The organism is Paenibacillus ottowii (genome assembly GCF_006874425.1).
GTDB lineage: Bacteria > Bacillota > Bacilli > Paenibacillales > Paenibacillaceae > Paenibacillus > Paenibacillus ottowii.
Window position 1 is genome coordinate 486,918 of sequence record NZ_VIJZ01000004.1, and the last position, 13,519, is coordinate 500,436.

Annotated in this window: 12 protein-coding genes and 1 pseudogene; 11 read left to right on the forward strand and 2 right to left on the reverse strand. The window is 46.9% G+C overall.

Features of this window, described 5'->3' with window-relative positions:
- The first annotated feature begins 72 nt into the window (after positions 1–72).
- The 8 genes and pseudogenes from FKV70_RS12410 (at position 73) to FKV70_RS12445 (ending at position 6,451) form a co-directional block, all read left to right on the forward strand.
- The gene (locus tag FKV70_RS12410) at positions 73–825 is read left to right on the forward strand and encodes a vWA domain-containing protein (protein ID WP_013370788.1); all 753 of its coding nucleotides are present in this window, start codon (positions 73–75) and stop codon (positions 823–825) included.
- Positions 826–842: 17 nt separating this feature from the next.
- Positions 843–1,679 (forward strand): protein phosphatase 2C domain-containing protein, encoded by an 837-nt coding sequence (locus FKV70_RS12415; RefSeq protein WP_142613004.1) that lies wholly within the window; start codon positions 843–845, stop codon positions 1,677–1,679.
- Between the two features lie 262 nt (positions 1,680–1,941).
- Positions 1,942–2,751 (forward strand): SDR family oxidoreductase, encoded by an 810-nt coding sequence (locus FKV70_RS12420; RefSeq protein WP_142613005.1) that lies wholly within the window; start codon positions 1,942–1,944, stop codon positions 2,749–2,751.
- Positions 2,752–3,246: 495 nt separating this feature from the next.
- Entirely contained in the window at positions 3,247–3,429 is a 183-nt protein-coding gene (locus FKV70_RS12425) for a hypothetical protein (protein ID WP_142613006.1), read from the forward strand.
- A gap of 319 nt (positions 3,430–3,748) precedes the next feature.
- Positions 3,749–5,142 (forward strand): annotated as a pseudogene (locus tag FKV70_RS12430) (helix-turn-helix domain-containing protein).
- Positions 5,143–5,498: 356 nt separating this feature from the next.
- A complete protein-coding gene (locus FKV70_RS12435) occupies positions 5,499–5,666 on the forward strand; it encodes an aspartyl-phosphate phosphatase Spo0E family protein (RefSeq protein ID WP_142613007.1) in 168 nt (55 codons plus the stop codon).
- 100 nt (positions 5,667–5,766) lie between these two features.
- Positions 5,767–5,961, forward strand: a complete 195-nt coding sequence (locus FKV70_RS12440; protein ID WP_040101527.1) for a Rha family transcriptional regulator — start codon at positions 5,767–5,769, stop codon at positions 5,959–5,961.
- 115 nt (positions 5,962–6,076) lie between these two features.
- Positions 6,077–6,451, forward strand: coding sequence for a DnaJ family domain-containing protein (locus FKV70_RS12445; RefSeq protein WP_142613008.1), 375 nt, complete (start codon positions 6,077–6,079; stop codon positions 6,449–6,451).
- A gap of 64 nt (positions 6,452–6,515) precedes the next feature.
- On the opposite strand, the gene gluQRS is transcribed toward FKV70_RS12445, so the two are convergent.
- Positions 6,516–7,511: a tRNA glutamyl-Q(34) synthetase GluQRS gene (gene gluQRS, locus FKV70_RS12450; RefSeq protein ID WP_142613009.1), complete on the reverse strand. Its 996-nt coding sequence runs from the start codon at positions 7,509–7,511 to the stop codon at positions 6,516–6,518.
- Positions 7,512–7,838: 327 nt separating this feature from the next.
- Between gluQRS and hrpB the strand changes: the two genes are divergently transcribed.
- From hrpB to FKV70_RS12465, 3 genes are all read left to right on the forward strand, one after another.
- Positions 7,839–10,367 (forward strand): ATP-dependent helicase HrpB, encoded by a 2,529-nt coding sequence (hrpB, locus tag FKV70_RS12455; RefSeq protein ID WP_142613010.1) that lies wholly within the window; start codon positions 7,839–7,841, stop codon positions 10,365–10,367.
- 118 nt (positions 10,368–10,485) lie between these two features.
- Positions 10,486–11,070 carry a general stress protein gene (locus tag FKV70_RS12460; RefSeq protein WP_063208742.1) on the forward strand — a complete coding sequence of 195 codons (585 nt, stop codon included), beginning with the start codon at positions 10,486–10,488 and terminating at the stop codon, positions 11,068–11,070.
- Positions 11,071–11,311: 241 nt separating this feature from the next.
- Entirely contained in the window at positions 11,312–12,484 is a 1,173-nt protein-coding gene (locus FKV70_RS12465) for an acyltransferase (protein ID WP_142613011.1), read from the forward strand.
- A 275-nt stretch (positions 12,485–12,759) separates the two neighbouring features.
- On the opposite strand, the gene map is transcribed toward FKV70_RS12465, so the two are convergent.
- Positions 12,760–13,506 (reverse strand): type I methionyl aminopeptidase, encoded by a 747-nt coding sequence (map, locus tag FKV70_RS12470; RefSeq protein WP_142613012.1) that lies wholly within the window; start codon positions 13,504–13,506, stop codon positions 12,760–12,762.
- Positions 13,507–13,519 lie beyond the last annotated feature (13 nt).

Below are 13,519 nucleotides of genomic sequence, written 5' to 3' on the forward strand. Positions count from 1 at the left end.
TTTTATATGGAAGAATGATAGATTAGGAAACAGATATAGATATAAGGTAACTGAGGGGAGCATGTACCAACTATGAATTATACAATACAGGCTTCACAACGTACTCCCGCCCTGATCATTTACCTGATTGACATCAGCGCGTCGATGAACATGCTGATGGAAGGGCGGCGGCGTATTGACGTTGTGTATGAAGCTATATCACTAGCGATTCGACAGATGGTTTTCCGATCAACTAAGGGAAATCGGTTGACTGCGCGGTATCGGATTGCAATTTTGGCTTATAGTGACGACGTGTATGACCTGCTGAATGGTGTCAAGGGAATTGATGAAATTGCAGCTATTGGTTCGTTGCCTGATTTGACACCCAAACGATTCTCAGATTCAGCAAAAGCCTTTTTGCAAGCTGAACGTATTTTGCAGGCGGAATTACCAGGGATGCAGGATTGTCCTGCACCGTTGGTCTGTCATATGACAGATGGTGTTTCTACAGGCGACGATCCAGAACCGATTGCGAAGCGTATTATGAACATGAGTGTGCCAGACGGCAATGTACTGGTGGAAAATATATTTTTATCCGACAGGTTGCTGGAAACGCCTATTCAGGACCCCCGTCGCTGGAAGGGTCTGACGCATAATACGCCGTTGCAGGATGAACATGCTGTGAAATTGCGGAATATGTCTTCTGTACTTCCTGAAAGCTATCGGGAAATGCTGTTTGAGGCAGATTATCAGTTAGGTGAAGGAGCCATCATGATGCTGCCTGGAACCTGTGCGGAACTGGTGTCGATTGGTTTTCAAATGTCTGCCGCGACACCTGTACGGTAAGGTAAGGAGGTTAAAGCATGAATCCACTGCTGTCCCTGCTTCCCACGAGCAAGAAAAAGGGATTGAATGCAAGGCTGACTCAGCAATTTGCTTACATAAGCTCTCAGACAGGCGATCAGCCTTTATCATCTCATCACAGTCGTTTTATGTGTCGTTATGGCTATGGAAGGTCTGCTGAATCTGCCAGTATGGGGGAAAGCGGACAGGATTTTGCCGCTGTACGTATTCATAAATCTGTCTGCTGTTTTGTCTTGTGTGATGGTGTCGGGCTCAGTTACCGAGGAGATTTTGCCGCCCGCTATCTGGGTTCTTCTTTACTGAATTGGTTGGAACAGAGGCAGGATCTGTCTGCTGAGCAATTGAAGAAGTATCTTGAACGTCTGGCAGGTGCAGCTACAGAGGAGCTGGATCGGCAGCCTCTGGATCATGAATCAGGCTTAATGCGTTCAGTATTGGAAGATAAACGTCGTCAGGGAAGCCAATCCATGTATATTTGCGGTAAAATCGAACTACCGAAACGAGGTACCCGAGGGCGTCTCCGACTTGCCTGGCAAGGGGATTCGCGTTTGCGGTTGTGGAACGGTGCGGAAGAAATCAGCGAGCTGTTCGATCATACCTTCTCTACCGCGGAGCGCTGGTCTACTAGCCGTGGACCGATCGGAGGGAAGCCGCATTGGTACGAAAGGAGCATACCCGCCGATATGCCGATGAGATTACAAGTCTATACGGACGGTTTGTCCGATTTAGATCCTATTCGCGAGCCTGTCCCTGATGAGCAGATACAGGTATTGCTGGATGCGTCTCATACCGGAGGACTTGATGACGATGCTGCATTTATTGAACTGCAGTGGTAAATGAATAAGCAAAAGGACGTACGCATCCATATTGATGGTTGTAGGACGTCCTTTTTTGATGAATACACATAAGTCTACGAATAGGTAAGATATTACGGAATGTAATGAGAAGAGAAGAAAAGATGCACGAAGGCATGAAATATTCGATCTTTTCCTGAATTTCGCAAAGGAATAACAAAAAATGCGCAAAAATGGTGATTATAAAGTATACCCTTTTGGGTAATCTTGTGATTATACAGATTATTGAAAGGGAGCGATACATATGAGCTACACATATACAGGAGGCGCGCGCTTTGAAGGCAAAACTGCTCTAATTACGGGGGCTGGTTCTGGCATTGGCAAGGCAACGGCTATTCAAATGGCTAGAGAAGGAGCAAATGTCGCTCTTTTTGACGTAAGTAATGATCGTATTTTGGAGACAGAAAGAGAAATTAATGCCATACGTGAAGGGGCAGCCCGGGCTTTTGATGTGGACATTGCCGATCCGGTACGTGTGGAAAAAGCAGTTCTGGAAGCGGTTGAATTGTTTGGCGGGCTGCATATCATTTTTGCCAATGCGGGGATTAACGGGGTTGTTGCACCGATCGAGGAGTTGAGCATTGAGGATTGGCGGCAAACTTTGTCAACGAATCTGGAGGGCACCTTTCTGACGGTGAAGTATACAATACCGCATTTGAAAAAGAACGGTGGCGGCAGCATTATCATTACCAGCTCGATTAATGGAAATCAGCGCTTTACCAGCTTTGGGATGTCCGCCTACAGCACATCAAAGGCAGGTCAAACCGGTTTTGCTAAAATGGCAGCCCTAGAGCTGGCTAAGTTCCGTATTCGTGTCAATGTTATTTATCCAGGGGCCATTTCGACGAATATTGATGAAACCACAGAGAAATCGGAAGGGTTAAAGCGGATCACCATCCCTGTGCAATTTCCCGAAGGAGATCAGCCTTTAGCAGATGGACCGGGACAACCCGAGCAGGTTGCTGATTTGGTGACATTTTTGGCGTCTGACCATTCGCGTCACATCACTGGCGCACAAATTGTGATTGACGGGGCAGAGTCATTATTGTTTTAGAAAATGGAGCATTCTCTGGGATAGACAGAGGTTTTGTGGTATCTTAAGTGTATTCTTGCTTACGGTGCGAATGTGAAGCTCACATAAAAACCCCAGATCCTTCGCACCTCGAAATTTGTCGAAGTGCATTTATATTCACTTTTATTGTTAGCTGTCAATAGTAGATTCAAGCTTTTTAAGCATCGTTTTTTCGAGAATGTATGGAATTGATACCATTAGGGTATTAGTTCCTTCATTTTCGCTGTCGTCGCACTCTATATGAGTGCGTGAATTTAAAAAATTTCTATTGTTGGTGCCTCCTATCGGATAAGCTGGTTATACTCCATGTGAGTGCATGGATGATATGAAACAGAAGTCTCGTTTCGTGCCCCGCCCAGCAGTAAATAGTGCAAGTTTTTTTTAACGATTTCTTATTCGACAAACTCCCCCTTACTTTTATGCAATAATTAACTAACATTACTATGTTGAAGCATAAAATTAACTGGGGAGTTGCTTATGAGAATTACCATGAGTAAGTTTCTAAAACGCTATGTAACGATTTTATTGAGCTACGCAATAGGTATAGGGTTATTTTACGCTTTAGGATATAAGGTGAGCGCTATAGGAATCTATGCAATTTTGACAGGAATTGTGATTGGAGAAATAATCAATTTCGCATTATCAAAGCGCGAGAAATGAACTTATGTATCCCTTGATTGCATCAATATCAGGGGATTTTTCTTGTAATTAAAAGACCCAACATAGTTGCCTCTAGATCATTTACTGGTGGGAATGCACATGGGATATGAATTAGTCATGTCAACTCATTGAACCTTTTACTTGGATCAATCCAATCATTTCAGGATGTCGCTCGTCTCACATGATTCAATATGTAAGCTATGCTGAATTTTCACTATAAACATTAGTTGCATCATATATTGGAATATGGTTAATTTTGGATAAAAATAGAGAGTGTTTTTTAAAATTATGGAATTTTTATGTGAAGGGTGGTTATGACTTGAAGCATACACCTACGATTTCAGCGGAGTTTGAGGATTTCTAAAACAAAATGATATGACGTTGAGTTAATTTGCCGAATATTCAGGGGTTCATCAAAGAACGCTTAGTAATTGGATTACTCAGCATCGTCCTGTTTCTGTCCAGCAGCTAGACCGGATTACTGCGGCTATGGATTTGCCAGAAGGCTATTTTTACGATCTATACATAGAAAATTATATCATTGAACTTTCTCCGAATTTTAGGCGAATCGAGCCATTATTGTATCGTTGTGCGGAGCTGGACAAGCTGGATGCAATCCGTCGAATGGTTGGTCATATTATGGACAATCCGCTGTATGCATCCAGACTATTTGATATTGCAGAAGCATTATTTGAACAGAGAAGACATGCTGCTGCGCTGCTGCTTTATGAGAATGTCGCAGAAGTGGAGAAATATCAGCATTCTGAACGCTTGGCCATCTATCAATATCGTATATTCACGATTCAAGTTGGAGACGATCAGGGCCTTAATCTCAAGGCAGCCACATTATTTGAACCCGTCGTGGAACGACTGGATGAAATAGATCAGCTTGATGCCTTAAAGGATTTGGCGAATGTGTATCGTTCTTTGCGCTTATGGGACAGGCTTGATGTGATTGCTCACAAAATGAGAGATAAAGCTGAAATCCAATACACATTGGAGCATCAGCAGAAGAAGCGAAACCATGCGCAACTTGAAAAAAAGCTGACTCGTCCCCTGTTTGTGTATATTACCTATGCCGATTTATTGTGTGCCAGTGTATATGAGGCCAAAGGCGATTATGAGCAGGCATTGGAATATACATACGCCTACGCTAATTTAGATTGGGTCAAAGAGACGGACGAGGATACCCTGCATTGGCTTGAACTGTTTCAAAATTGGGCGCTATGTAATACTTGCGTTAATAAACTGCTATCTGGAGATATAAGTGTACTTCCGGATTATGTTGAATATATTAGCATATCATCAAATACTACTAATGAACTGGTTACTCAATTATTGAATATTATGATGACGGCTAACCGATATCAAGTTGATGTGGATGACATACTTGAACAGTTCGAAATGAAGATTGATTCAATTACCCAACAGCAATTATCTGCTGATATGTACACTCATCAAGTGGTTCCAGAACAATCAACACGTTTTAAATATGAGCTGGCCAAATATTATTTAAATAAAGCTAATTACTCACTTGGATTTAAACACTTACTAGACGTGTTATCTAAATCATTAGTCATTAACAAAGAAGCTTTTTTCATTAGTTGCATAAAATTATTTGAGCAGTTCAAACAATTTGCAGACCTTAGATTTTGTACAAAGTATGAGAGTTTAGTTAGAGAAGGGCGGAAAGAAAGATTGTTTTATTATTAGTAGTAATCAATCATTTTTCAATGTTGATTCCAAGCTGAAAAAATAAATGTATATGGAAAATGCAGAGAAGAATATTGCTGTGCAAGTAAAGCGGTCACTTTTGCCACAGATTTTAACCCACGCCTGACTTTATTCTGGAAATACGGAGGGGGTGGCAAAGGGATTAATATCCGACTGTATAGTCAATAATAGTTAGGTTTTTAGTTCAGCTTGTAGGAGTCAGTTGCATTTTAAATAAACATAAAACGTCAAAAAGTGCCTCTGGAATACTCCAGAAGCATTTTTTTGTCGAGCAAATTTTCAAAAAATCCAAAAGTTTACGTTTTACATTAGAATATGACACAGAAGGGGGAATCATGCTGATGAATCCAGGTGTGACTTTACTTCGTGTCGAACGGGCCAGAAATAAACTGTACCAAGTGCAGAAAAAGTATGGGTTTTTAACGCATCCTAAAGTAATTGAACAATCCATGAAACTGGATGAACTATTGAATCAATACCAAACCTGTAAAATGAAATCTTAGCTAATGTGTGTGCATGATGTACTTTAAAGGAAGACGAACTCCAATCTCCAAACTCCAATAAAAATCCTAAATCCTATACTATGAAGAGGTGGTAACGCTGTTGAACAAACGGAATCCTGTAACCCCTTTTGGCTGGAAAATCAAACAAAAGCTAGTTGAAATTCAAATGGATCAGAGAACTTTTTGTGACACCTATCATATTCCTGCTAGCCGCCTGTCCAATCTCATTCATGGAACACGCAAGGCCAAAAAATATAGAGAACAAGTATGTCAGTTGCTTGGGATCGAAGAATAACCATCACTCTCCTACAGGAATACAGGACAACCTCATAATATGTAAGCTACAGTGGCAAAGGACTCCAGGTTTATTTAATATAGATTGTACATAGGATGCTTAATACAAGGAGTGGATGAAAATGTTCTCTAGAATGGCAGAGCAGAAGATTGCCGAAGCGATGGCCAAAGGGGAGTTTGATCATTTGCCGGGAGCGGGCAAGCCACTGGTGATTGAGGATTTGTCACATGTTCCAGAAGAGCTGCGGATGTCGTACAAGCTGTTGAAAAATGCAGGTATTATACCGGAAGAGCTTCAGCTGCAAAAGGAATGTGTCCAGCTACGTGATTTGCTTCACGCTTGTCATGAGGCAGGAGAGCAACAGCGGATCAGTCGCAGGCTGACTGAAAAATCACTTCGTCTTCGTATACTGCTGGAGGAAAGAGGGCTGAATACGTCGTCTGTATTTTATGAATATGAGTCTGCTGTGCGTCAGCGACTAGAGGAATAACAGCGAGAGGAGCCAAGGGCAGAATGCCCTTGCCCGCACATTTTGCTTACCGTGCTTTGTCCCATTACCGTTGCAGTGCAGATAATTTCATGAGGCATTGTTTTGTTAGAATGACGGGTTCTTTGGGCAGTTTGTCCAAATGAAAGCCAGCGATTAAATCCACAGCCTTCACAGGCTCGGGAGTATCCAGTAGCCCGGAAAAGTAGGCGAGCCAGCCAATGACGGCTTCCGGTGTAACTCCTTGCCGACGCATGGCTCGGAGTGCTACGCCACCATGTCGCTTGGCCAGTCTTCGTCCATCCGGGCCCAGGACAAGGGGAACATGTGCAAAACGCGGTGGTTGCAAGCCCAGAGCTTGGTATAACAATAGCTGGCGGGGAGTCGAATCGAGAAGATCATAGCCGCGCAGCACATCGGTCATATGCATATCCGCATCATCGACGACGACAGCAAGCTGATAGGAAAACATGCCGTCTGCCCGTTTGATGATAAAATCGCCCCCCTCCGCCGCAGCGAAAGAAACATGACCAGCTACCTGATCATGAAAAGAAATAATAGCATCTGAATGCTGCGGTACTTTAAAACGAAGTGAAGGGAATTTATGCTGTGCTTTAGCCAGAGCGTCTGAAGAGCTAAGGTTACGACATGCCCCTGAATATGCAGGTCCTTCACCAGACAGTCCGTGCGGAGCATGGGCGGCAGCCATAATGTCTGCCCGACTACAAAAACAAGGATACAGTAAATCTTGCCCCTGAAGTTTCTCCAATGCAGATTGGAAGCGTTCCAGCCGCTGGCTCTGAGTGTAAGGACCGTAGGGACCGCCAATGTCGGGTCCTTCGTCCCAATCCAGTCCGATCCAGCGCAAATCCTCCATAATTCCTTGCGCCAATGCGCTGCGAGCTCGTGTCATATCAATATCTTCCATACGCAAAATATAGGTTCCGCCCAGGGAACGAACATGCAGCCAGGATAATAAGGCGGTGCGAGCGTTTCCTAAGTGTATCCATCCCGATGGTGTTGGGGCGAATCGTCCTCTGATGGGTTGGGTCTGTAATTCCATACGACAGTTACCTCGATTCTATATTCCGTCCTTTAGCCATCCTTATTAACCATATTATAAAACGATCTTGGCGCGAGTGCATCTCGACAGGTATAGAAACCAGCAACAGAAAGTGTGTATACCTGTGATGACCAGACGGGAAATTTAAATATCTGTATAATAGATTTAGAAGAATTAGGCACGACAGGTAAGACGAAATCCTGGTACCGGGATCAACGTAACATTTTTTGTTCTTTTTTCAATAATTACAGGTAGTGAAAAATTCACAATAACAAAAAAATTCAACCTTAAATTCTACGCCACAAGCGTATCATTGGAGAGATTTCATTGACAGATAACAAATTGCCTATTATGCAAGTCATCCCCGAGCTCAAACACGCATTACTATCCCATTCAGCGGCGGTACTGATTGCACAGCCGGGAGCGGGGAAAACAACAGTAACACCATTAGAAATGTTGCATGAACCGTGGTTGGCGGGGCAAAAGATAATTATGCTGGAGCCACGACGTTTGGCAGCACGTGCGGCAGCAGCACAAATGGCGAAAGCAATGGGTGAGTCCACCGGGAAGACCGTGGGTTACCGCGTTCGTATGGATACCAAGATAGGGCCAAGCACGCGGATTGAAGTGGTTACGGAGGGTGTGCTGACCCGGATGCTGCAACATGATCAGGCTTTGGAGGGCGTCGGTCTGATTATTTTTGATGAGTATCACGAGCGCAGCCTGCATGCAGATTTGGGATTGGCACTTGCTCTGCAAAGCCAGGCACTGCTGCGACCGGATTTGAAGATACTAATCATGTCTGCCACTCTGGAGGCAGAGCCTGTATGCAGACTGTTAGGAGATGCCCCCTTACTGGAATGTCCAGGCAGCGTGTTTCCGGTAGAAACCTTGCATATGCCCAAGCCTTCGTCAGCTTCATTAGAGTCTTTTACGGCTGAGACGGTAGAAATGGCGCTTCATGCTCATGAAGGCGATCTATTGGTGTTTTTACCAGGGGCTAGAGAAATTCATAGAACGGAACGAGAGCTGACGTCCAGAAATTTGCCGGCCTACGTCAAAATCATTCCGCTGTACGGCAGCATGAAGCTGGAGCAGCAGGACGAGGCAATACGTCCGTCGGTTCCGGGCAGCCGAAAGGTTGTACTGGCCACCTCAATTGCCGAGTCCAGCTTGACCATCGCCGGGATCACGGTGGTGATCGATAGCGGACTATCACGGGAATCGGTATTTTCCGCGCGAACCGGCATGAGCCGTTTGACCACCGTCAAGGTGTCCAAGGCCTCCGCCGACCAGCGGCGCGGGCGTGCTGGACGTCTCCAGCCGGGCGTGTGCTACCGGCTGTGGAGCGCGCAGGAGCATGCCGCGCTCCCTGATGCCAGCCGCCCGGAAATCGCGGTGGCGGATCTGGCCCCGCTCGCGCTGGAGCTGGCGGCCTGGGGCGTGCGCGAGCCTGCCGAGCTGGCCTGGCTGGATGCCCCGCCTGAGGCGGCGTACCGCCAGGCCACAGGTCTGCTGCGTCAGCTCGGCTGCCTGGAGGCCGCAGCCGATGGCACAGCAGGCGGCATCACCGCGCATGGGCGCGAGGTATCCGCCCTGGGCACGCACCCGCGCCTCGGGCACATGCTGCTGCGCGCAGCAGCCCTTGGCCTGGCTCCGACGGCCAGTCGTCTGGCAGCGCTGCTACAAGAGCGGGACCCGTTCCGTGCTCAGGGCGGAACGGATTTGCGCCCGCGGCTGGATGCCCTGCGCGAGGCGGCCTACGCCCGCAGCGCGCATAGCCTGCTGGGGACGGCAGACGATACGGTGATTCGCCGTATCGTGCAGGAAAGCCGGCAGCTGCTAGCCACGCTGCCGACCACAGCCGCAGCTCAGGATGAGCCTGACGGCTCCGCGGCTTGCGGGCTGCTGCTGGCCTTTGCGTATCCGGATCGGATCGCGCAGGGCCGAGGGGATGGCCGCTTTTTGCTTAGCGGCGGCCGGGGGGCTCGACTCCGACAAGTGGAGTGGATGTCGCGTTCGCCCTATCTCGTCGCCGCCGAAGTGGACGACGAGGGAGCAGATGGCGCCATTCAGTTGGCGGCGCCGCTTGAACTGCAAGAGCTGATCCAGCATTGCAGCGATTTGCTGTTGGAACAAGCTAACGTATACTGGGATAGCTCCGCTTCAGCTGTGAGAGCCCGCAAAGTAATTCGGCTGGGCTCGCTTATCCTAAAGGAAACGTCCTATGAGCGACCTCCGGCTGAGGAAATCGCAGCCGCCTTAATGCAGGGTATCCGGGAACGTGGTCTCAAATTGCTGTCCTGGAATCGGCAAACCCTCCAGTTGCAGGCACGTTTGATTTTTATGCACTTTTCATCACCCGAGGAGTGGCCAGACAGTTCAGAATCCGCGCTGTTGGATTCGCTGGAATCGTGGCTGCTACCTTTTGCGCTTGGAGCCAAAAATATAGCCGATCTGCAACGGCTGGATGGTAGCGAATTGCTGCTGGGCAGGTTGAATTGGGGACAGCGGCAACAGCTCGAACAGGAAGCACCGACGCATATACGTGTACCCAGTGGTTCACGTATTCCTGTTGATTATTCAAATCCTGAGGCTCCTGCACTGGCCGTGAGACTACAAGAACTGTTTGGCATGAAGGATACGCCCCGTATTGGGCGCGGACGTGTGCCGATTGTGCTGCATTTATTGTCACCTGCCCAGCGACCCGTGCAAGTGACTTCCGACTTGTCCAGCTTCTGGAGCGAGGCTTATTTTGAAGTTAAAAAGGATCTGAAAGGCAGATACCCCAAGCATTATTGGCCAGATGATCCATTGGAAGCGGTGGCCACCAACAGAGCAAAGCCGAAGCGTTGATCGGTAGACAAACTTGAAAAAGATTCATTATGATTTTGTAAAATCGTTTAAACGTCAGGATAGTGGGGTAATGAAAAAACGAACCACTCACCAAACAACATATTGGGAGGTAACTATCATGGCTAATAACTTAAACGATTATAACGAAAAGAAAATTGTTGGTGTTTTTGATACCGAACAAGAAGCATCTCGTGCAATTGGACAACTGCAGAGCAAAGGAATCCCAAGCAGTGAGATTTCTGTGATCACACGTGACCGTGAGGACTTGAGAACGATTAGTGAGGAGACGGGGACTAAAGCACCGGAAGGTGTAGCCACAGGTGCGGCTACAGGTGGAGTTGTAGGCGGTGTTGCTGGCTTGCTGGCAGGCATTGGAGCATTGGCAATTCCGGGGATCGGGCCTATTCTTGCTGCTGGACCTATCGCCGCTACCCTTACCGGGGCAGCTGTCGGGGCGGGAGCAGGTGGCTTGGTCGGTGGACTGGTCGGACTTGGCATTCCAGAAGATGATGCCCGTCAATATGAGACATATGTTGATCAAGGCAAGATTTTAGTGCTAGTGGATTCCGCTGATCATCACAGGGATGTATATGATATTTTCCGCACCAACCGCTCTTTGAATGCAGATCGTTACAGAACATATGATGATACTGTGGCAGATACGCGGACAGATGCGTACACAGATACTAGAAGGAATTTGTAATCGTCGTCATGGCTGGTCGAAAACGTAATTTACAGCCGTCTGGCTCCTTCTAAATAATTAGGTTTTCTGCAGCAGCAGTCTCCCCATGAGGAGATTGCTGCTTTTATGTGTTGGCTATTTATTGAATATACCTAAGAAGTTGATGCATGGCTTGGCATTGGCACCTTTATCCCTCTATATATTTTTATAGAATTGTCGTTATAATAGATTTATAAATTGTTAGATGTAACAGGAGAGGGACATGAGTCAAAAAGAGAGAATTTCCGAAGTCGCTTTGCTGAGAGGGCTGGCTTTTGCAGCCGTTGTTCTTCAGCATTCCGTCGCACACTTTGCATTTGCGCCGGGGGCGCGCATCCAGGACGGAGTTTTAATGACACTATTATTGCTGTGTTCCAAATTTGCAGTGCCTGTGTTTGTGTTCATTACTGGGATGGTGCTATTTTACAATTATGATGGGGCCTTAAAGTATGGGACGTTTTTGCGTAAACGATTCATAGACATCATCGTTCCTTATATCATATGGTCTCTTTTATACGAGTTGGGGAATCAGCTTGTCCAAAGTGGAGGATTTATTCACCCATTAGATTTTTTACAAAAGCTGTTGAATGGGAAAAGCAGCTATCATCTGTGGTACATCGTTATGATTATCCAATGTTATGTGTTGTTTCCAGTGTTTCGTTATGCTGTACGTCGTTTATCTGCGCTGTTGCCAACAACATGGCGACCCGCCACATTGGCAGGATTCGGCATCCTTTATATTTTGCTCATGTTCGCGGTGGGACCCGTATATCAAATGATGGATCAGCTCCAGCTTCCCATTATTTCTTCATGGTTTACCATATACGCTGACCGGAATGTGATCTACTTTTTCTTTTATTTTGTATTAGGAGCGGCAGCCGGAATGAACGTCAAACGTTGGAATGCTTGGGTCATGAAGGCGCAGATGGTATATTGGCCTTTGTTTATCGTGATTACAGGATACTTACTGTATGAGATGATTGGTCACTTCCAGACGCCGCGAGGTACGGTTTTTTCCTTTAACTATTTGTCTCTGCTGCGTCCGGTCATGGCAATATATTGCGTCACGTCTATTTTTGCAGCTTATCGGGTAGCAACGTGGATTGCTCATAAGGGAGGACGTGCGGCGCGGATGCTGACCGTCATGGGGACGTTGTCCTATGGGGCCTATCTGATGCATGCCTTTATGCTGCGCGTAACCTACTATTTTGATGAAACGTTATTTGCTGACTGGAGCCATGTTCTTCGTACACTGGTTTCATTCGTTCTCTGTGTAATCTTTTCTCTTGGTGGGACGTGGTTGCTGGCACATCTGCCTTTGGGCAAATGGATTGTAGGGCTGCGGATTCGTTCCCACCCTGTTGGAGGTCCGCCAGCTCTGCAAAAGCAAGCTTGATCAGCAAATCGAGTAGATCGACCCAAAATTTCAAAAAATAATGTAATTGTTTAGGGTATCATAAACTGCATTTAGCGGATGCGGAGCGTGAAATATTTCAGCGTACAAGCAAAATGGGATTAAAAGCTTTTTTGCAAAGATGACGAAACAATTGCTTCGTCATCTTTGATTGAAGTCCAAGGAAGAATGGAAACAACATATTGAATTGTGCCTACAGGAAGTCAACGCCAATCTTGTTCCTAAAATGACGCATTCACGTCCGTGCACTTCTGTGCTTACTGGGCTGTTAAAATCAGTGGTCCGTCTGCCGTAATTGCGATCGTATGCTCAAATTGGGCCGACAGCTTGCCGTCGGCCGTTCTCGCCGTCCACTGATCGTCGTCGATCGTGATACGGAACGTACCTTCGTTGATCATCGGTTCGATCGTAAACACCATGCCTTCCTTTAACCGAATGCCCTTGCCGGCTATGCCGATATGCTCGTAGCTTGGCTCCTCATGCAGGCTCCGCCCGATCCCGTGCGCCAGTAGATCGCGTACGACTGAAAACCCGTTCGCTTCCGCATGCTGTTGAATCGCCGACGTTATGTCGCCGAGCCGGCCCCCAGGGAGTGCCCGGGCGATCCCCAGATCCAAGCATTCCTTTGCCACCTTCATTAATTTTTGCGCCTCCGGCCGGATATTGCCCACCGCATAGCACCAGCACGCATCGCCGAACCATCCGCCATACTCCACGACGATGTCGAGCTTCAGCAAGTCACCATCCATAAGCTTCTGGTTCGAAGGAATGCCGTGCGCCACCACATCGTTGACCGAAATGCAGGTTTCAGCGGGGAACCCGTTGTACCCTTTCGTAAACTGCTTGCCGCCCAGCTTGGTGATATGTCTGGCAACAAAGTCATTTATTTCCCGGGTAGTAATTCCAGGCTCGATCAGCTTGCCTACCTCGCGGTAGCAGTCCGCAACGATTTGGCTCGCTGGCTTCATCTCTTCGATTTCCCTAGGTGATTTTAAAATGATCATCTTTGTTTGTTCG